Below are 17,590 nucleotides of genomic sequence, written 5' to 3'. Positions count from 1 at the left end.
CCATGTCGACGAACTCATTAGGCCAAGAAGGCGATGAAACCGCACGGGAGACGGAAACCCTGATCTTGCAGAGGGTTTTGTCTGTGGGTCAGAAAGAGATAGCCCGTGAAACCGGGTTGAGTGAATCGACCGTCTCGCGTTGGAACGAGGGTGAGTACGCAAGATGGGCCAAGGTGCTTTCGTTCCTGGGCCTGCGCGTCGTTCCCCAGTCCGCCATCGTCGTGACACCGGCATATCTGCACTCGCTCGAAACCCTGGCTGAAATCGGGTTGAAGGCCGAGAAGAAGCGGCCTGGCCCGCTCGGGTGGGACTGATCATGGATTGGTTCCGGATGTATGGCGAGTTCGCCACAGACCCCAAAGTCCAGATGATGAGCGAGGCCATGCAGCGCCGCTTGGTCATGCTCTTTTGCCTTGAATGCAGTAACGGTATTGAAACGTTTCACGTAACCGAACGCGAAACTTCAATAGCGTTCGCACTGCGCGTTACAGAGGAAATTCTCGCTGAAACCAAGGCCGTTTTTTTGGCAAAGGGTTTCATAAATGACGACTGGACTTTGGCGAATTGGGAGAAGCGCCAATACGTCTCTGACTCAAGCACAGCAAGGGTTAGAGCCCATCGCGAGAAGAAGAAAAAAGAGGCCGAAGAACGTGAAACGCGCATGAAACGTTCCAGTAACGCCCCAGAACAGAACAGAACAGATACAGAACAGAAAGAACACACACATACCGCGCAGGACAAATTCTCGCTTCACGACGCCTGGGAGCCAAATCCCAAAACGTTCACCGCCGTCCTGTTCCGCAATGGCATGGCAAACCAAACCTTCGAAGCCGACCAGCTTCTCGAATTCCGCTCGTACTGGATCAGCCGACCCGATGACCTGAAAACCCAGGCCCAGTGGGAACACGCGCTCGCCCAGCAACTGAAACGCCAAGCACGCACCCAGCAAGCCAACGGGGGATCACCCAATGAAACCGGTAGACGAGTTACTCAAGGCCGCACGCGTAACGCTCACGACATCCTCACAGACCCAAATTGGTGAGCCTGTAGCTGAGAACGTCACCCCGCTGGAGACCGAAGCACGCCAGGCGGTACGCCGCGTGTTCGCAACGCTGAAAACGGCGTTCCCGGCTTGGTACGAGAAGCACTACGGCGATGCGAAGGCTGAGCAAATGGCTCGCCGCGTGTGGCTGACCGTGGTCAAGGACTTCGGTGACGACGCGATCAACCGCGGCCTGCATCGCATGGTCCAGGAATGCAAGTTCCCGCCATCGCCAAGCGACTTTGTCGACCTGTGCAAGCGTGTGGACGATCTGCCATCGGAAGCCCAAGCCTGGGACGAAGCCCGCGCAGGCACGTACAGCCATCCTGCAGTTCGCATCGCAGCCGAAGCGACCAGCACCTACGACCTGCATACGGGTTCGAACAACGACAAGGCGCTGCGCCAACGCTTCGAACGCAACTACGCCATCGTCATGCGCCGTGCACAGACCGGACAGCCGCTGGAAGGGCGAATCGCCAAGGGCCTGGGCCACGACAGCATGCGCCCGCGTCAGCTCGTGCAGTTGGAGTTCTCTCACAAGCTGGCGGAAGAAATCGTAGACATCCTAGAAATCCCACGAGACGCCAAGGCATGCCGTGCGCTGCTGCTGGCAAAGCTCGGTATCCGGAGAGACACCCATGCATGACCTCAAGCCCGTGTCGTTCTTCGTGCCAGGTGAGGCCATCGGCAAAGGCCGGCCACGCGTGACCACCATCGGCGGACATGCACGCATGTTCACCCCGAAGAAAACCGCCAACTACGAAACCCTGATCGCTATGAGCGCCCAGGAAGCCATGCAGGGCCGCGAGCTGATCGGCGGGCCAGTCCTGATGGAATTGGCAATCCGTGTGGCCGTAGCCGCGTCCTGGTCCAAGAAAAAAACCGCAGCCGCATTGGACGGCGATGTGCTCCCGACCAAGAAGCCCGACGCCGACAACGTGCTCAAGGCGATCTGTGATGGCATCAACGGCATCGTGTTCCGGGATGACGTCCAGGTCGTGAATATCTCGCTCAGCAAGCGTTTCAGCGCTACGCCGGGTGTAACCGTAAAGGTCGTACCACTGGTGGGAGAGTGCTCATGAATCCAATCATGAAATGGTCATGCCGCGAGCTGAACGACGGCTGGGTGATGATCGGGGTGGATGTGGACCTGTCTGGCCCAGGTGAGGGCGAATGCATGTTGGGCTATCGCAGGGCCGTGCATCCGTTCCACTTCGACGAGGCCAACGACCCGGTTATAGCGTTCGGCGCGGTTATATCCGAAATGACGAAAAGGATTCAGAAAGGGTATGGGGTGAGCGCGCCAACTCACTCTGGCTCGCGTGCGTGCGCGTTTGGAGGTGGTCTATGAGCGAGATAGTCAGCCGGATCAGGCAGGAGCTTGCGAAGCACTACCGCTACACCGATGGGCCAGGCAGCAAACCGGTTATCTACGTTGGGCGTGTCGAGTTCTACGACTTGATGCTCGGCATGCGCGGGTGGACGCCTGTGCACATCGAGTACGTGAACGACGTCCGGTGCGTCACCTTCGAAGGTATCGAGCTGATCGAGGTCTGCCACCCGAAATACCTGCGAGTGGCCTGATCATGCTCGCCCTGGTCGAACAGCGGGTTGATTGGTTCACGGTGATCACCGGGCTTTCGCGTGCCGGCTATTCCCCGCAGTCGATTGCTGACGCGATTGGGGTGGCGCGCACGACGTTGCTGGGTTGGAAACAGGGCGCCGAACCTCGCTACACCGAGGGGGAGCGCCTTGTGTTGTTTTGGTCCCAGGCCACTGGCTGGGATCGTTCAAAGCTGCCCATGGTCGCCGTCGGTGACTGGTGGGCTTATCACTCCAAGGCTTGAGGGAATGGCATGAGCGTTCAATTCATTTGTCGGCGGTGTCACAGTGCTTACAGGGCCGGTCAGATGTTCGGTGAAATGTGTAACCGTTGCGTGGCTGAAGTTTCCGCTGCTGCCAAGGATGAGGCAGCCAAGACCGCGCTCGCCGATGACCTGGTGCGCGGCGTACCATCTGGCGATCAACTGGAGGATTTGAAGTGACTGATCAGGAATTGCTGGAACTGGCGGCAAAGGCTGCTGGAATCAAGATTGATAAGTCAGAGTTCAACGGTGGCGGCCGTGGAAACACAGGATTCGACATCCTTGGCAATGCCGTCCTCGATTGGTACAACGGCAAGACGTGGAATCCGCTGACCAATGACGGCGATGCATTCCGCCTGGCTTTTGTGGTCGGGCTGAAAGTCGACGCTGCAAAGCGGGAAGTCTGGTACTGCAAAACTCCAGCGCTTGGAAAGTGGCGGTCAATCGGGTGGGATGGCGGCATCGAAGGGCTGCGCCGCGCCATCGTTCTGGCCGCTGCCGAGCTTGGGCGTGAGAAGGAGAATAGCCATGGCTGAAAAGATCATTTTGCCGCTGGACGATGAAACTGACGATGTAGCCATGCGGCTGACTGGCGAGGAAGCCAGGGCCCTGCATCTACTTCTGTCGGGTCTTTCGCGTAACGACCTGACTAGCAGGGGGCTTACGCCTGAACAGGCCGCCATGATTGAGCGCGTAATCCCTGTGACGTATTGAAATAGTCGGGATTCCGACACCTGACCCCGACGACTCTTGGCGTCATCGCAGCCCAGCCACCGCGCTGGGCTTTTTTTCGCCGGGGAGAATCAACCTTGAACGCAACCCAAGACGTGGCCGTCGAGGCAACCAAAGCAGCACCACCGATCATCGTTTCAGGCGCCATGTTGTTTGGCATGACGCCAGCCGAGTGGGTCACAGCGCTGACTGTGCTGTACCTGGTGTTGCAGATCGGCCTGTTGGTGCCGCGCTACTGGGCTCAGTTCCGTGACTGGGTTCGCCCTAACAGGTCGCAAGGCTGATGGGCCCGCTACAGCAGCGCATCCTCGCCGTGTCACTGGCAGGCGCCGTGGGCATGACCGGTGTGCTGGTGACCAACTTCGAAGGCCGCAGCCTGGTGGCCTACCTTGATCCTGTTGGCATTCCCACCATCTGCGAAGGCGTAACCCGTGGTGTGCGCCTGGGCCAGACCAAGACCCCAGCACAGTGCGATGCGCTGTTGCAGCAAGAACTCTCCATCGCAATGGCTGGCGTTGACCGCAACGTCACCAGGCCACAGCCCGAGACACGCCGCGCCGCCCTGGCATCGTTTGTGTACAACGTCGGCGAACCCCAGTTCAAGGCATCCACCCTATTGCGCAAGCTCAATGCCGGCGACGCGCGTGGGGCCTGTGCCGAGCTGAGCCGCTGGGTGTACGCCAAGGGCGCGAAGCTGAAAGGGCTGGTCAACCGCCGCGCAGCTGAGCGTGAGTTGTGCGAGGTGGGCTTGTGAGAATCATCCTCGGCATCTGCGCCGCGCTCGCCATTGGCCTGCTGCTGGCGCTTTGGCGTCTCGACCATGTCAGCGCCAGGCTCACCACCTCAACGGAGCGTGTAGGTGTGCTGGAAGGGCAGGCAGCGGCATACGAGCAGGCCCTAACCGTTCGCGATTCCATCGACAGCCAGTATCTGGAGGCAATCAGCAATGCCGAACTATCCAAGCCGCAGCTTGTTACTGACCTCAATGCTGGTGTTAAGCGCGTGTACGTCCGTGCCGCCTGTGTGCCAGCCAATCCCCAGCCCACCGGCAGCGCTGATGCAGCCGCCCCCGAACTTGCAGCAGATGCTCGACAGGATTATGCCGACCTCGTTGCAGCCCACGCCAAAGTCACCGCCCAGGTGATCGGCCTGCAGGACTTCATCACCCGCGCTTGCTCCCGCAGCCCATCGAAATAGTCGGGAACCCGACAGCCCACCCCATTGATTCTGGCCCTCGTTGATCATCAACCAACCCGAGGCCAGCCCAATGCCAGCTCCAGACCTTACCCCGCAGACCCCAGGCGAGCCGCTCGCCACCATCACGCCGCTTGCAGGCGCAATCAGTGACGCCAGCACCGGCAACCCCAACGCCAGCGAACTCAACACCGCTAACGCCCAGGCTTCGGCCCAGCCGCTGTTCGCTGCCAAGCACAACGGCGGCGGGCGCTGGAAGATCTGGTCCACCGCCAATGACGATTGGTTCAGCGACTTCCTCGCGGCAGGCGACGGCGCCAAGGCCCAGGCCGAAACCGAGGCCGAGCGCCTGAACGCTGGTGGTGATCCCCTGGTGCTGGACCCACAACGCACCAGCGAGCCAGCGCCCAAGGCCCAGGCCAGCACCGGTAACCACGACGCAACCACCCTCAAGCAGGCCGTGCTGACCAACGATGGCTGGCTGTGCCCTGAACCCAAGGCGAAGGACTGACGACATGGGAAGCAAACCGAAGGCACCAAAGACCGTTGCCACGCCTGACCCAGCTGTCGAGGCACAGAAAGCCGCCGACCTGGCAGCACAGAAGGCCAACGAAGAAACCGCCACCCGCAAGAAGCGCAAGGCAGAGAGCAGCCTGCTCTCCACTGGTGGCGCCGCGGGCTCCGTCCTCGATCAAGGGAAAAGGACACTCGGCGCATGAACGCAGACCAGATCGCCAAAACGTTGGGCACTTTGAAGTCTCTCCGCCTGCCGCATGAAACGGTCTGGCGCGATTGTTTCGACCACAGCTACCCCATCCGGGGTAGTGGCTTTTGCACTGAACAAATCACGGCCATCGAAGCGCAGATGCGTAAGGCCAGGATGATCGACGGCACCACCACGGACGCAGCGCGCATCCTGTCGTCCGGGATCATGTCGGGCCTGACTCCGGCCAACTCCCTGTGGTTCGGCATGGACGTCGGCCAGGAAACCGAGGAAGAACGCCGTTGGCTGGACGACTCGGCCGACATTCTCTGGCAGAACATCCACGCATCCAACTTCGACGCAGCGGCCTTTGAGGGGCTTATCGACGTTGTGTGCGCTGGATGGTTTGCCCTGTACATCGATCAGGACATGGAGAAGGGCGGCTTCACGTTCGATCTGTGGCCTATTGCGAGCGTGTACGCCTCGGCGTCCAAGGCTGGCGGCAAGATCGACACCGTGTACCGGGAATACAAACTCACCGCTGAGCAGGCGGTGAACGAGTTTGGCGAGGAGAACGTAAGCGAGGCTACCCGCAAGCTGGCACTGAGCAAGCCACAGGAAATGGTGAGGTTTGTCCACGCGATCTACCCGCGCACCACGCACATGGTCAACGCCAAGTTGGCGAAGAACATGCCCATTGCTTCCTGCAAGGTCGAGGTGGAAGCCAAGAAGCTGGTCAGCGAGTCTGGTTACCACGAAATGCCGGTTGTTGTTCCGCGCTGGATGATGATCCCGGACAGCGTGTACGCCGTGGGCCCAGTGTTCGACGCCTTGCCCGATGCGCGCACGTTGAACGAACTGTGCCGCATGGACCTGGCGGCGGGTGACCTGGCCATCGCCGGTATGTGGATCGCCGAGGATGACGGCGTGTTGAACCCGCGCACCGTCAAGGTTGGCCCGCGCAAGATCATCGTGGCCAACTCTGTGGACAGCATGAAGCCCCTGCAAAGCGGCTCAAACTTCCAGTACGCCGAGACCAAGATTGCCCGCCTGCAAGGCTCTATCCGCAAGATCCTGATGGCTGACCAGCTCCAGGCCCAGGACGGCCCGGCGATGACTGCCACTGAGGTGCATGTCCGGGTCAGCCTGATACGCCAACTGCTGGGCCCGGTGTATGGCCGACTCCAAACCGAGTACCTGCAACCAATGATTGAGCGGTGCTTCGGCATCGCCTACCGCGCTGGTGTGCTGGGTGCTGCGCCTGAATCGTTGGCAGGCCGCAACTTCACCGTGCGTTACCTGTCGCCGCTGGCCAGGTCGCAGAAGCTGGAGGAAGTGACCGCCATCGACACGTTCGTTGCTGGCGCGCTGGCCATCGCCGCAACTGACCCAACCGTTATGGACAACATCGACATGGACGAGGCGCAGCGCTTCAAGGGCGAGGCCCTGGGCGTTCCTGGCTCGATCATCCGCAGCACTGCCGACCGGGACAAGATCCGCGCCGACCGTGCCCAGGCCCAGCAGGCCGCAATGGAGCAGGAGCAACAGCAAGCAATGATGCAGCAGGCCGGTGAAGCCGCATTGAAACAACAGGGAGCCGCAGCATGACCATGACCCCCGAGCAGATCGACGCGATGTTCAAACGCGTTTTCGAGGAACACCACGAAGGCGCCATGTGCCTGGAACTGCTGATTCAGCGGTTCTCGCGCAACGCCTGCACCATCGGTGGCATCGACGCCATCCTCACCACGTACAAGCAGGCCGGGGCCCGTGAAGTCCTCGACCACGTTGTAACCCGCATCAACCGCGCCAACGGCGTCCAAGCCGATCCCAACGAGCAAGAGGAATAACGATGAACATGTTTATCCATGGCCGCCTGGGCCGTTTTTTCATGGCTGAAGCTGGCGAGGGTGGCGACCCATCCACACCGGCAGCGCCTGCCGCACCTGCGCCCACCGGCTCTGTGCTGGACAGTGGCAACACCGGCAACGACTACATCCCCGAGAAGTACCGGACCAACAAAGAGGACGGCACCCTTGATCTGGAAGCATCGAGCCGCAAGGTTGCCGAAGCGTACAAGCACCTTGAAACCCGCATGGGTTCTGGTGATGTGCCGCCCAAGACCGCCGATGAATACGCAGTCAAGCTGGAAGGCGTCGAGGGCTTCAACTGGGACGAGTTCAAGACCGACCCTGACACGCAGTCGTTTTTGAAGGGCGCGCACGCCAAGGGCCTGACCAATGACCAGGTTCAGTATGTGATTGGCGAGTACATGAAGGCGGCGCCAGGGCTGATCGAGGGCGGCGGTCAGCTGAGCCAGCAGGATTGTGCCGCAACGCTCAAGGCTGTATGGGGTGATGAACAGGCCATGAAGCAGAATGTGCGCGCCTCGTTCCGTGCCGCCGAAGCCTTTGCCAGTGAGCCAGGCAAGCCAGGCAACTTCGCCACCCTGCAAGCCAAGTACGGCAACGACCCGGACTTCATCGCATTCACCGCCAACATCGGCAAGGAACTCAAGGAAGACACTGCCATCAATGGCGGTGCGCAGATCAGCGAGGGCGACTTCGCGGTCAAGACTGCTGAGTTGCGCCAGCAGTTGCAGGACTTGCCAGCGCACGACGCCAAACGCCCAGGCATCCAGGCTCAACTGGATGACCTCTACAACCGCAAGTACAACAAAGCCCCATCCCGCTTCTAACTCCCCTCCCAAATAGTCGGGAAACCGACACCCCCCATGCACAAACATCGCAGGCATCCCAGCAATGGGCCGGCCTGCGATGGCACGCAGACACCCGGAACGCCCCAGGCGCAGCAAAGCCGATGCACGCCAGGAATACCGGCCCGCGATGCGGACACCCGGCAGGCAATCCCTTATCTGCATTGGAGTGCATCGAATGTCCTTTCAAATCACAGAAGCCTTTGTCCAGCAGTACGGCGATAACTTCCGTCACCTGGCACAGCAAATGACCTCGCGGCTTGAGAGCCACGTAACCATCGAGCCGAACATTGTCGGCATGTCCAAGTCCGTAAACCGCTTGGGCCAGCGTACCGCCAAGCGCCGTACCACTCGCCACGGTGATACCCCAATCAACGATCAACCACACAGCACGCGCTTTGTGGACCTGTTCGACTGGGAAGATGGCGACATGATCGACGATCAGGACAAGGTCCGTATGTTGGTTGACCCGACTTCGGACTACGTCAAGGCAATGGTTTCCTCGCTGAACCGCGCCAAGGACGATGTAATTATCAGCTCCTTGGGCGGCAACTCCCGCTCCACCACCGGCAACATCATCCTGCCAACCAAGCAGAAGATCGCTGTGGGCGGCACCGGCTTGACCAAGGCCAAGATCATTCAGGCCCGCAAGCTGTTCCGTCAGAACGAAGCGGACAACCACAACGGCGAAGAACTGTTCATCACCTACAGCGCCCAGGCAGCAGCGGACATTCTCGCCGACGCCACCCTGACCAGTGCTGATTACTTGGCTGGCAAGTTCCTTGAAGACGGTGACGTCGAAGGCAAGTGGATGGGCTTCACCTGGATTCCGTCTGAGCGCACCCCGTTGTCCGGCGGCACTCGCCTGCTCTACGCCTGGGCCAAGTCCGGCGTAACCCTGGGCAAAGGTGCCGATATCCAGACCGAAGTTGGCAAGGATCCAGGCAAGGGCTTCAACGTTCGCATCTACGCGAAAATGTCCATCGGCTCTGTGCGGGTGGAAGAAGAGAAGGTCGTTGAAATCGCAGCCGCCGAAGCCTAAGCGGCTTTTAGCCTTCTCCCAACCTGATCAGGAGCAATGAACCATGGCAGTAGTAACCACCAAATCCCTGGCCGTCACCAACTCTGACGCGCTCCCACAAACCCTGTCGCCGCAGCGTATCGACGGTGGCCGTCTGCGTGAGCGTGTCGGCTTCGTTGAGGCAACCGCTACCGACTCCATCGGCTCTGTGTATCGCCTGATGCGCATCAACTCTGTGGACCGCGTGTCCCGCCTGTTGCTGTCGTGCGATGCGATCACCACCGCCGCCGGCAACATCGGCCTGTACGACGTCACCGCAGTGAATGCTGGCGCCGTGGTTGACGCTGACTTCTTCGCCTCGGCACAGGATCTTTCCGCCGCCCTGGTGAACACCGACGTTACCCACGAAGCGGACGCGGCTGATGCTGGTGCCGGCTTCGGCCTGGCCGACATTGAAAAGCCACTGTGGCAGGCGCTGGGCCTCGCTGCTGACCCAGGCAAGCAATATGACGTGGCTATCACCCTGACTGCCGCCGCAACCGGTGCCGGCACTGTCAGCTTGAAGCTGCAATACATCGACGGCAACTGATTCACGGGCCGCCAAGGAAGGCAAAACATTTACCGGGGCCCTGTGCCCCGGTCTTTTTATCTGGAGGTTGGTAATGGCAATGGCCACGGGTGTTTCGATTTGCTCTAACGCGCTGCTGATGCTGGGCTCGCAGACCATCAATGACTTTGAAGATCAGCAGAACCTGGACCGGGCCAAGCTGTGCGCCAACCTGTATCCCACAGTGCGCGACGACATGTTGCGCTCGCACCCCTGGAACTGCTGCATCAAGCGCGCCGTGTTGGCACCTGACGCCGTGGCGCCTCTGTTCGGCTATGACCATGCCTTTGAGTTGCCGGCGGACTTCTCCCGCGTCTTGGAGGTTGGCTCCCACGGTTGCCAGATTGATTACCTGGTTGAGGGGCGCACCATCCAGGCGAACACCACTGTGCTGGAGCTGCGCTATGTGTTCCGCAACGAGGTAGAAAACACTTGGGACGCGCACCTGGTGAAGCTGGTAACCCTGGCTATGGCAGCGGCTATGGCGTACCCGGTTACGCAATCCGCAGCCATGCAGCAGACCATGGAGCAGAAGCTGGAAACCTCGCTGCGCCGTGCCCGTGCGGTCGATGGCCAGGAAGATCCACCGCAGACTTTGGGCGATGAACGCTTGCTGGCTGCTCGTTTTGGAGGTGGCTGGTAATGCCTCGCCTGACGCTGAACCAAACCAACTTCACCGCCGGCGAGGTCTCGCCACGAATGCTGGGCCGTGTCGATATTGCCCGGTACCAGAACGGCGCCGAAATCATCGAGAACGCTTGGCCCGTCATCCACGGGGGTTGTGTTCGCCGTGATGGGACTTTGTTGTGTTCGCCTGCCAAGTTCCCCGATAAGAACTGCCGCCTTATCCCTTACGTATTCAACGCCTCCCAGGCGTACATGGTGGAGTTCGGCGACCTGTACGTCAGAATCCACTTTGCTAACGGTTCCTACAGCGGGATCGAACTGGCCAGCCCATACGCGCACACCACCCTGGACCGCATCGACTACGTCCAGGGCGCGGACACCATGTTCATCTTCTGCAACACGGTCCCCGTCTACCGCCTGCGCCGCATCACTAACACCGAGTGGAGCCTGGCCCCGGCGCCTTTCGTGACCAAGCCGTTCGATGAAAAGGGTATCGACTTCCTGACGGCGATCACCATAAGCAACCCAGCAGTGGGCACCGGGCGCACGGTAACGGCGTCTGAATCGGCGTTCCTGGCTTCTGATGTTGGTCGTGAAATCTGGTCAGGCGGTGGTGTTGCGAAGGTCACGGCAGTTACCAGCGCCACCGTGGCCACCGTCGAGGTGACCAACGCATTCAGCGCCACCAGTCGTCCTACCTGGTCCTTGAAGGGATCGCCGCAGACCTCCAACACGCTGAGCGCTTTCACCCCAGTAGGCAGCGTTGTAACCATGACGCTTGCGACGGCAGGCTGGCGCGCCAGTGACGTGGGCAAGTTCGTCAAGATCAATGGTGGCCTGCTGGAGATAACCGTATTCACCAGCACCACCGTGGTTTCCGGCGTCATTCGCTCGGCGCCGACCTCGGCCACAGCATCGCCTGCCAACGCCTGGTCGCTTGAGGCTTCTGTCTGGAACGATATAGACGGCTACCCTGGCGCCGGCACGCTCTACGAGCAGCGCTTGGCCCTTGGCGGCTCGCCGAACTTCCCCCAAACCATTTGGGAGTCGCGCACCGGTGAGTATCTGAACTTCGAACTGGGCACCAAAGACGATGATGCAATCTCGTACAACCTGTCGTCCGACCAGATCAACCCAATCCTGCACATTGGGCAGATCAATGCCTTGGTACCTCTGACCTACGGCGGCGAGTTCACGGTGAGCGGCGGTGTCGAGAAGGCCATAACCCCGACCAACATTCGCGCCAAGAACCCATCGGTCTACGGCTGCAACCGCGTGCGCCCCGTGCGCATTGGCAACGAGCTGTACTTTGTCCAGCGTGCAGGCCGCAAGCTGCGCGCCATGGCCTACAAGTACGACTCCGACACGTTCGGTTCCCCTGACATGTCCGTGCTGTCTGAGCATGCGACCAAGTCCGGCATCATCGACATGGCCTACCAGCAAGAGCCCGAATCCATTCTGTTCATGGTTCGGGCCGACGGCGTTCTGGCCACCATGACCGTGGACCGTGACCAGGATGTTATTGGCTGGGCCCGGCAGATCACAGACGGGGCTTATGAGTCTGCAGCATCCATCCCGACCGATAGCGGTGACCAGGTGTGGGTTGTAGTTCGCCGCAACATCGGCGGTGCCAACGTGCGCTACATCGAACGGTTTACCAACGGTGTGCGGGTGGACTCCGGCGTAAATGCCACCAGCGTTGACGGCGCAACCGTATGGGGTGGCCTGGCGCACCTTGAGGGCAAGACCGTGGACATCGTCGCTGACGGCGTTGTGATGCAGCAGCAGGTTGTTGCCGCTGGGCAGGTAACAATCCCGCGCAAGGCGTTCGCCACCTCGATCGGCCTGAACTTCAAGACCAGGATCAAGACGTTGACCCCCGAAGCACAAGGCAACACCGGCAGCTCTCAGGGCAACAGCATGCGCATCGGTGAGGTCACGCTGCGCTTTCTCGAAACCATCGGCTGCAAGATCAATGGCCAAACAATCGCGTTCCGAGATCTTGGCGCGCAGATCCTCGACAAACCCCCAGTTCTATTCACAGGTGTTCATCGCCTGGAGAGCCTCGGGTGGGAGCGCGGCCAGGCCACCCTGGAAATAACCCAGGAACAGCCGCTGCCGTTCCATCTGCTCAACGTAATCAAAAAAATAACGATCAACGACTGAGGTTTAACCATGATCAGGCCCGCCAAGCACTCCGATGTTCCCAGGCTGATCGAGCTGGGCACGTTGCTGCATTCCACTACCAGCTACTCAACCATGAACTTTTGCCCGGTCAAGTCTGCCGCCTTCCTGCACGAACTGATTAATGGGCAGGGCGTCGTCTTTGTGGCCGAGGTGCGCGGCGAAGTTGTCGGCGGCATGGCCGGCGGCGTGATTGATCAGTGGTTCAGCAATGACCTGATCGCCTATGACTATTCACTGTTTGTTGAGCCGTCCAAGCGCAATGGAGTTATTGCCGTGCGCCTGATCCAGACGTTCAAGGAATGGGCCAGGCTCAAGGGCGCGAAACAGATTTACATGGGCATCGGTACCGGCGTCAGCGTCGAAGGAACCACCCGGCTTTATGAGTCCCAGGGCCTGCGCAACATCGGCCCGCTTTTGATGATGGAGATCTGACATGGCCGTAGGAGCAGCAGGTTACGCCGCATACGCAGCAATGGCGGCGGCTACCGTTTACTCGGTGTACACCACTCAGCAGTCGGGCAAGCAGCAACAACTCAACGCCAACGCCCAGGCAGACCAGGCACAAAGCGATGCGGACGCAGCCGCCAGCGCCGCCGTGGTGCAGGCCGATCGTATACGCCGCCTGGCGCGCAACCAGGCCAGCGAAGCCAATGCCGCCCTGGCTGCATCTGGCGTTGAGACGGGCGCCGGCACCGCGATCAACATCAACGAAGAAATCATTGGCAATGCCGAGGAAGACGCAGCGTTGACCATCTTCAACGGCAAAAACCAGAAGGCCCGTGGCTACGTTGACGCCAGCAACTACAGCATGGCCGGTAGCCAGGCGCGCAGCACGGCGAACGCTCAATCCATTGGCACAGTGCTGAACGCAGGGGCTAACGCGGCAATGTCCTGGAAGGCATCGGCTGCAGGCAAGAACGCAACCGTTCCTAAAGTTGGGGGGGCTTCCTGATGGCACAGATCCCGCTGGGCAACTTCGCGCAAGCCCGCGCCGTGCCCGAGGCACCGCAGAACCGCGTCATCACCGTGGATACCCGTGGGCAGACCCAGGCGGCGCAACAGACCGCCAGCGCCATCCAGAGTGCAGCGCAGGGCGTGCTGGACAACATCAACAAGGAAGATCAGGCGTTGGCAAGGGTCAAAGCTGATAACGCGCTGATCGACCGTGAATCTCAAATCACGACCATTGCCACTGATCTTGACGAACAGATGCGCACCGGCAAGCTGAGCTACGACAAGGCGCCGGAAGCATACGAATCAGCAGTGTCTAAGCTCGACCCGCTGGAAACTCCTGGTCTTGACGAAGCGCAGCAGGGTGAGCTGGGCAACGTTCTTAAGCGGATGCAGGTGCGTGGTTTTGGCAAGGTTCAGGCAGCAGTAGCCAAGGGCCGCATTCAGGCAGCACAGAGCGATCTGACCTCACGCATGGACATGTTGGGCAAAGACGCTGCAATGCCTGGTGCCAACGTCGACCAGATCAACGCCCGCATGGACGCCGAAGATATCGACGTTGCTGGGCGCCTGGCATTCGGTGAGACCTGGGCCAGCAAAAAGCAGGAATTCAAGGACGGCAACTGGACCACGCACGCCACCCAGCGGGTGAACGAATCCCGCGAAAGCATCGGCAGCCTGCAAAAGCTGGAGCATGACCTCACCGCCGAGGATGGTTTCTACGCCAAGAAGCTGGACCCGGAGAAGCGCAACCAGTTGCTCAACACCGTGAGCGGTCGAATCTTCCAGGTGAAGGAACACCAGCAGCGCCAGGCCGAAATGCGGGAAATGAAGGCTGAGCGCATCCTGACGCAGATGGACCGCCAGGCCGCGACGGGCGTGCCTCCGACGCCGGCGGACCAGCAGCGATGGAAATCAGCACTGTCCGGGACGTCAGCCGCTGGAGAGTTCAGCACCCGAATGCAGGAAATGACGCAGGTGCAAACCCTGCTGAGACAGCCCCCAGCGATCGCTCAACAGTTCATCGACCGTCAACGCCAACAGATGCAATCAAAGGGCGCCAGCGTGGCCGAGCAGGCCAATCTGGATCGCTTGCAGAGGGCCGTGGACAGCAACACCAAGATGATGCGGGAAACCCCGCTGGTGTTTAACGCAATGCGAACCGGCGCCGATGTGGCGCCGTTGGACGTTTCAGGGATTACCAGCACTGAGGGCCAGCAGAAGCTGGGCGAACAGATTGCCGAGCGCTTCGACGTGGTCAACTCGGTGCGCAAGGCATACGGCCCCGACGTCAACCGCAACCCATGGAAACCAGAAGAACAGGTCATGTTGTCGTCGCTGATCAAGCAGGCCGACGACAGCACCAAGCTGCAGTTGTTCGGCGCTATCGCGGGTTCATCGCCATCGGGCGCCGACTATGCCGCCGCCATCAAGCCGCTGGTGGCTGATGACCCCATCGTCACGCTTGCGGGCATGGCCCAGTTCCGTGGGCTCAAGGGGGCCGACGGCACGGACGTTCCCCGCACGCTGCTGTCCGGGGCCAAGGTACTGACTGATAAATCGGTTCCACTGCCCAAAGACAACTTCTTCCGTCAGGCATTCGACGAACATGCAGGCGCCTCTCTAGTGCCCGGCACACCACAGCGCGAGCAGGCATATCTGGCGTTCAAGTCCCTGTATGCAGGCACCGCAGCATCGAAGGGCTTGAAGTATGAAGACGGCGACGACCTGGACAGCAAGACATCCCAGGCCGCGTTCGACATGGCAACAGGTGGCGTGGCTGAGCGTGCCGGCGCCAGGGTTATCAAGCCCTATGGCATGGATGACGACACCTTCAACAAGTCCGTGGACATGCAGATTGAGGGCATGGCCAAGAACAGCAAGTTGCCGGTGAGCCAGCTGGAGGACATGCCTTTGTCGCCGGTACCGGGCAAGGAAGGCTCCTATTACTTAATGAACGCAGGCCGGATTCAAATCGATCCGGACACCCAAAAACCTATGGTGGTGATCGTCAAATGAGCTGGCTAGACGGAATGATCGAGGACAGCGAGGCGCGCAGCCAGGATCAACGGCTTGAGCGTACCGCCGATAAACTCGCCCCGGGCGTGTTCACTGGGTCGCTCAGCACCATCGGGCCCAACCTGCTGCGAGGCGCCATCGAGGGCGGGCGGGCAATCCAGTCAACCGCGCTCCAACTGGGCAGCCTGGCGGTTGAATCCGACCTGGCTATCGGCTCGTCCTATGCCCCTGATGACGGGCAGTTGGCCGACCAGCAACAGTTCCGCGAAACCCAGGCCCGCGACATCGGCGAGAAAACCGCAAAGTCCGTCATGGACCTGCGGCCAGACCCAACAGAGGTTGGGCTTGTGGGCCAGATCCTGGGCGAAGCCGCTGCCGTCCTGCCGCGCACCATTGCCGGCGCCGTCGCTGCTGGTCCGGTGGGCGCCGCTGTCGCTGCCGGTGCGCCTGCTGGTTTCTCCAGCAAGCAGGTGGGCATGGCCGAAGGTCTGGACGAGTCCACGGCCACGCAGAAGGGCTTGATTGATGCCGCCACCATGGGCGTTGGCGCTGTGCTGCCGGCGGCGAAGTTCGTCAAGCCGCTGTTGGGCGACGTCTCAATAGCTGTGGGAGCGAACGTAGGCTTGGGCATGGCCGGGCGGGGCGCTACCGCTGCACTGTTGGACAGCAACGGCTATCACGCACAGGCGGCGCAGTACAAAGTCATGGACGGCACAGCGCTCGCCACAGACGCCATCATGGGCTTGGCGTTCTTCGGTATTGGCCGTGCCCAGTTCCGCAGGCCAACCGCCCGGCAGATCGATGCAGCATTAACCGAACGCACCAACCAGCACGCCGACGTCGAGACCGCACCAGGTGCGCCGGTTGATCCGCGTTCGGCCATGGCCCATCAGGATGCAGTCCGCACCGTCATCAACCAGTTACAGCGGGGAGAGCCGGTGGTGTTGCCCGATAGCATCCACTCGGCCCAGTTTTTGCGCGAGGCTGATTCCGCTCCAGCAATGAAACCGGCGCCGGACGTCGCCCTGGCCACTGCCCGCCAGGACCTGGAACCAAAGCTGCGCGTTGAGCTGGAGCAGGAAGCCGCCGGCATCTTGCCCAACGTGAAGGACGTCAAGGCCGAGCTGTCCACCGTTGCGCAGAACCTTGCCGCACTGGATGACACATTCAAGGCCCGCGCCAAAGAGTTCCAGCAGCAGGGCCAGACCCGCAAGCAGGCCGAATCATCTGCACGCCAGGCCATCGAGGCGGAACGCTTGGACCTGTCCGACCGCCAAGCGTCACTCAACGAAGCCTTGGGCGGCAACCGTAGCGCCGAGCAAGCCCGTTCCGACCTGAACGCCTTGGATCGTGGCGAAGTCCCGCAGCGCTTCCAGGACCGCATTACCCAGCGCGCCGACACCATCGCGAAGGGCTTCGACAAGAACCCGCTGTCTGCCGGGGTGGCCGAGGCAAACACCAAGTTGACCATGGCGCAGATCGCCCGCCAGGAAATCACCCGCATCCTGGACGATATCGAGCGTGCCGACCCTACGTTGCAGGCCAAGCCGCTGGATATTCCTGCCTCAAAAAATGTGGAAAAACCGGAAACGGCACCGGCAGCGACTGGTAAGCCAAGTGGTAAATCAGCGGGAGGGAAAGTTACCAACCCTGATAAACCGGGGCCAGAAGTGGTAAGCGATGCAGGCAAGCCCGGTAATGAAGCTGCCGACCCGGTGGTACAGGTCGCCGACGAAATCCTGGCCCGCGTCGAGGACATGCGTATTTCAACCGGCGCCATGGATGCCGACGGCAGCCCCATCACCGTGTCAGCCCGAGAGCTGCTCGCCAGTGCTGACGCCGATATCGTCCGCGCCCAGCAGGATGCAAAGGGCTTCGCCGCTGCTGCCGCTTGCTTCCTGCAACGCGGTCTCTAAATAGTCGGGA

The 17,590-nt window shown here is 60.7% G+C and carries 24 protein-coding genes; all 24 read left to right on the top strand.

Annotated elements, in window-relative coordinates; genetic code table 11:
• Positions 1-2 precede the first annotated feature (2 nt).
• Entirely contained in the window at positions 3-314 is a 312-nt protein-coding gene (locus E4O98_RS04440; RefSeq protein WP_223513920.1) for a transposase family protein, read from the top strand.
• A 17-nt stretch (positions 315-331) separates the two neighbouring features.
• Entirely contained in the window at positions 332-1,042 is a 711-nt protein-coding gene (locus E4O98_RS04435; protein ID WP_248134278.1) for a DnaT-like ssDNA-binding domain-containing protein, read from the top strand.
• Positions 969-1,688, top strand: a complete 720-nt coding sequence (locus E4O98_RS04430; RefSeq protein ID WP_248134275.1) for a replication protein P — start codon at positions 969-971, stop codon at positions 1,686-1,688. The genes E4O98_RS04435 and E4O98_RS04430 overlap by 74 nt, the downstream gene beginning before the upstream one ends.
• Positions 1,681-2,124, top strand: a complete 444-nt coding sequence (locus E4O98_RS04425; RefSeq protein ID WP_198798680.1) for a RusA family crossover junction endodeoxyribonuclease — start codon at positions 1,681-1,683, stop codon at positions 2,122-2,124. Before E4O98_RS04430 ends, E4O98_RS04425 begins: the two co-directional genes overlap by 8 nt.
• A 265-nt stretch (positions 2,125-2,389) precedes the next feature.
• A complete protein-coding gene (locus E4O98_RS04420) occupies positions 2,390-2,626 on the top strand; it encodes a hypothetical protein (protein ID WP_248134273.1) in 237 nt (78 codons plus the stop codon).
• A 2-nt stretch (positions 2,627-2,628) separates the two neighbouring features.
• Complete coding sequence (locus tag E4O98_RS04415) at positions 2,629-2,889, top strand: hypothetical protein (protein ID WP_054897646.1); 261 nt, start codon at positions 2,629-2,631, stop codon at positions 2,887-2,889.
• A gap of 194 nt (positions 2,890-3,083) precedes the next feature.
• Positions 3,084-3,443, top strand: coding sequence for a hypothetical protein (locus tag E4O98_RS04410; RefSeq protein ID WP_248134271.1), 360 nt, complete (start codon positions 3,084-3,086; stop codon positions 3,441-3,443).
• A complete protein-coding gene (locus E4O98_RS04405) occupies positions 3,436-3,621 on the top strand; it encodes a hypothetical protein (protein WP_248134269.1) in 186 nt (61 codons plus the stop codon). The genes E4O98_RS04410 and E4O98_RS04405 overlap by 8 nt, the downstream gene beginning before the upstream one ends.
• Before the next feature lie 95 nt (positions 3,622-3,716).
• Positions 3,717-3,923, top strand: coding sequence for a hypothetical protein (locus tag E4O98_RS04400; RefSeq protein WP_054897644.1), 207 nt, complete (start codon positions 3,717-3,719; stop codon positions 3,921-3,923).
• Positions 3,923-4,393, top strand: coding sequence for a lysozyme (locus E4O98_RS04395; RefSeq protein ID WP_248134267.1), 471 nt, complete (start codon positions 3,923-3,925; stop codon positions 4,391-4,393). The genes E4O98_RS04400 and E4O98_RS04395 overlap by 1 nt, the downstream gene beginning before the upstream one ends.
• Positions 4,390-4,836: a lysis system i-spanin subunit Rz gene (locus tag E4O98_RS04390; RefSeq protein WP_248134265.1), complete on the top strand. Its 447-nt coding sequence runs from the start codon at positions 4,390-4,392 to the stop codon at positions 4,834-4,836. Before E4O98_RS04395 ends, E4O98_RS04390 begins: the two co-directional genes overlap by 4 nt.
• Positions 4,837-4,906: 70 nt before the next feature.
• Complete coding sequence (locus tag E4O98_RS04385) at positions 4,907-5,344, top strand: hypothetical protein (protein ID WP_057976777.1); 438 nt, start codon at positions 4,907-4,909, stop codon at positions 5,342-5,344.
• 4 nt (positions 5,345-5,348) lie between these two features.
• Positions 5,349-5,552: a hypothetical protein gene (locus E4O98_RS04380; protein ID WP_248134264.1), complete on the top strand. Its 204-nt coding sequence runs from the start codon at positions 5,349-5,351 to the stop codon at positions 5,550-5,552.
• On the top strand, positions 5,549-7,144 hold the full coding sequence (locus E4O98_RS04375; RefSeq protein WP_248134262.1) for a portal protein: 1,596 nt from the start codon (positions 5,549-5,551) through the stop codon (positions 7,142-7,144). The genes E4O98_RS04380 and E4O98_RS04375 overlap by 4 nt, the downstream gene beginning before the upstream one ends.
• The gene (locus E4O98_RS04370; protein ID WP_222933204.1) at positions 7,141-7,386 is read left to right on the top strand and encodes a hypothetical protein; all 246 of its coding nucleotides are present in this window, start codon (positions 7,141-7,143) and stop codon (positions 7,384-7,386) included. Before E4O98_RS04375 ends, E4O98_RS04370 begins: the two co-directional genes overlap by 4 nt.
• A gap of 2 nt (positions 7,387-7,388) precedes the next feature.
• Entirely contained in the window at positions 7,389-8,234 is an 846-nt protein-coding gene (locus E4O98_RS04365) for a hypothetical protein (protein ID WP_248134260.1), read from the top strand.
• A gap of 196 nt (positions 8,235-8,430) precedes the next feature.
• Positions 8,431-9,294, top strand: coding sequence for a phage capsid protein (locus E4O98_RS04360; protein WP_248134258.1), 864 nt, complete (start codon positions 8,431-8,433; stop codon positions 9,292-9,294).
• A 43-nt stretch (positions 9,295-9,337) separates the two neighbouring features.
• A complete protein-coding gene (locus E4O98_RS04355; RefSeq protein WP_172312175.1) occupies positions 9,338-9,862 on the top strand; it encodes a hypothetical protein in 525 nt (174 codons plus the stop codon).
• Between the two features lie 73 nt (positions 9,863-9,935).
• On the top strand, positions 9,936-10,523 hold the full coding sequence (locus tag E4O98_RS04350) for a hypothetical protein (protein WP_248134256.1): 588 nt from the start codon (positions 9,936-9,938) through the stop codon (positions 10,521-10,523).
• Positions 10,523-12,673: a hypothetical protein gene (locus E4O98_RS04345; protein ID WP_248134254.1), complete on the top strand. Its 2,151-nt coding sequence runs from the start codon at positions 10,523-10,525 to the stop codon at positions 12,671-12,673. The genes E4O98_RS04350 and E4O98_RS04345 overlap by 1 nt, the downstream gene beginning before the upstream one ends.
• Before the next feature lie 9 nt (positions 12,674-12,682).
• A complete protein-coding gene (locus E4O98_RS04340) occupies positions 12,683-13,126 on the top strand; it encodes a GNAT family N-acetyltransferase (RefSeq protein ID WP_248134252.1) in 444 nt (147 codons plus the stop codon).
• Between the two features lies 1 nt (position 13,127).
• Positions 13,128-13,646, top strand: a complete 519-nt coding sequence (locus tag E4O98_RS04335) for a hypothetical protein (RefSeq protein ID WP_248134250.1) — start codon at positions 13,128-13,130, stop codon at positions 13,644-13,646.
• Entirely contained in the window at positions 13,646-15,664 is a 2,019-nt protein-coding gene (locus E4O98_RS04330; protein WP_248134249.1) for a hypothetical protein, read from the top strand. Before E4O98_RS04335 ends, E4O98_RS04330 begins: the two co-directional genes overlap by 1 nt.
• Positions 15,661-17,580, top strand: a complete 1,920-nt coding sequence (locus tag E4O98_RS04325; RefSeq protein ID WP_248134247.1) for a hypothetical protein — start codon at positions 15,661-15,663, stop codon at positions 17,578-17,580. Before E4O98_RS04330 ends, E4O98_RS04325 begins: the two co-directional genes overlap by 4 nt.
• The last annotated feature ends 10 nt before the right edge of the window (positions 17,581-17,590 follow it).

The sequence above is a fragment of the Pseudomonas sp. W2Jun17 genome (genome assembly GCF_023127795.1).
GTDB lineage: Bacteria > Pseudomonadota > Gammaproteobacteria > Pseudomonadales > Pseudomonadaceae > Aquipseudomonas > Aquipseudomonas synxantha_A.
This window is presented reverse-complemented; position numbering and strand designations above follow the sequence as displayed.